Origin of the sequence: Psychrobacter sp. Pi2-51, from assembly GCF_904846665.1 — a bacterium.
Taxonomy (GTDB): Bacteria; Pseudomonadota; Gammaproteobacteria; order Pseudomonadales; family Moraxellaceae; genus Psychrobacter; species Psychrobacter glaciei.
In genome coordinates this window covers 1-1,268 of record NZ_CAJHBP010000063.1, presented here as the reverse complement: position 1 = coordinate 1,268, position 1,268 = coordinate 1, and the positions used below count along the sequence as shown (strand labels likewise).

Genomic DNA, 1,268 nt, shown 5'->3' with positions numbered 1-1,268 from the left:
TGTAGTGGCATAATTAAATCGGACCACGCTTAAGAGGTTATACTAACCCAAAAGAAGGAACATAGTATGACTAGCAACCGCAGAGAATATACCCGAGAATTCAAATTAGAAGCTATCAGCTTAGTCGTTGATCATAAGCGCAAAGTAGCAGAAGTGGCAGAGTCTTTAGGAATTGGTGCATCAACCCTAGATAACTGGGTACGCAAGTATAAAAAAGAGCAGCAAGGGGTTGCACCAGCTGCAGGTTTAGCCCTCACCGATGAGCAAAGAGAACTACAAGAGCTACGTAAACAAGTTAAACGACTCACTATGGAGCGCGACATTCTAAAAAAGGCTTCGGCTCTGCTAGCCTTGGACAGCCTGAACGTCTATCGCTGATCAGCAAGCTTGCAGAGCAAGACAAACGACTGAGCAAGCGTAAGCTATGCCACCTGTTTGGTGTCGTTAGAAGCAGCTACTACTATGGTATTAAGACTAAGCCTATTGATATAGAACGCGTCAAACTCAAAGCATTAATACGTCAGATATTCAATGACTCCAAGCAATCGGCTGGTGCTCGCACTATTGTCGCTATCTTATGGAATGAGCATAACATCAGGCTGACACGTTACCTAGCAGGCAGTCTTATGAAGAGTATGCACCTTAAAAGCTCTCAGGAAAAGACACACAAGTATAAGCATGCTGATCAGATGCATAAAACCCACGACAATATCCTAAAGCGCAATTTTAGTCCAAGCATGCCTAACCAAGTCTGGACGGGAGATGTGACCTATATCCGTATCAAGAGCGGCTGGTGTTATCTAGCTGTGGTGTTAGATCTGTTTGCCCGTCGTGTCGTGGGCTTTGCCGTATCAGACTCTCCTGACAGTATGCTGACTGCTAAAGCACTACAGATGGCATATCAGACGAGACTTAGACCCAGTAGGGTGCTGTTTCACTCGGATCAAGGCACGCATTACACTAGCAAGGCATTTGCTGAATCCGTGGCTAGTTGTGACGGCATGATTCAAAGCATGAGCAGAAAGGGTAATTGCTGGGACAACGCGCCAACTGAACGCTTCTTTAGAAGCTTTAAAACGGAATGGATGCCAAAGGGTGGTTATGAAGATATCTTTGAGGCTAAGAGTGCTATCACTGACTATATCTGGGGCTATTATCAAACTGTGAGACCCCATACTTTCAACAATTACTTAACACCATTAGAAACAGAGAGACGCTATTTTAACAAAAACCTCTTATCAGGTGTCCTAAATTAGTTGACCACTACA

The 1,268-nt window shown here is 44.3% G+C and carries 2 protein-coding genes; both read left to right on the top strand.

The genetic code is table 11. From position 1 onward, the window contains the following. The first annotated feature begins 66 nt into the window (after positions 1–66). The gene (locus JMY08_RS13910) at positions 67–378 is read left to right on the top strand and encodes a transposase (protein WP_192529932.1); all 312 of its coding nucleotides are present in this window, start codon (positions 67–69) and stop codon (positions 376–378) included. Then, a complete protein-coding gene (locus tag JMY08_RS13905; RefSeq protein WP_200662912.1) occupies positions 375–1,256 on the top strand; it encodes an IS3 family transposase in 882 nt (293 codons plus the stop codon). The genes JMY08_RS13910 and JMY08_RS13905 overlap by 4 nt, the downstream gene beginning before the upstream one ends. Positions 1,257–1,268 lie beyond the last annotated feature (12 nt).

Bases quoted from the DNA above. Each gene is read 5' to 3' on its own strand.
- JMY08_RS13910 (WP_192529932.1), top strand. From the start codon at position 67: ATGACTAGCAACCGCAGAGAATATACCCGAGAATTCAAATTAGAAGCT.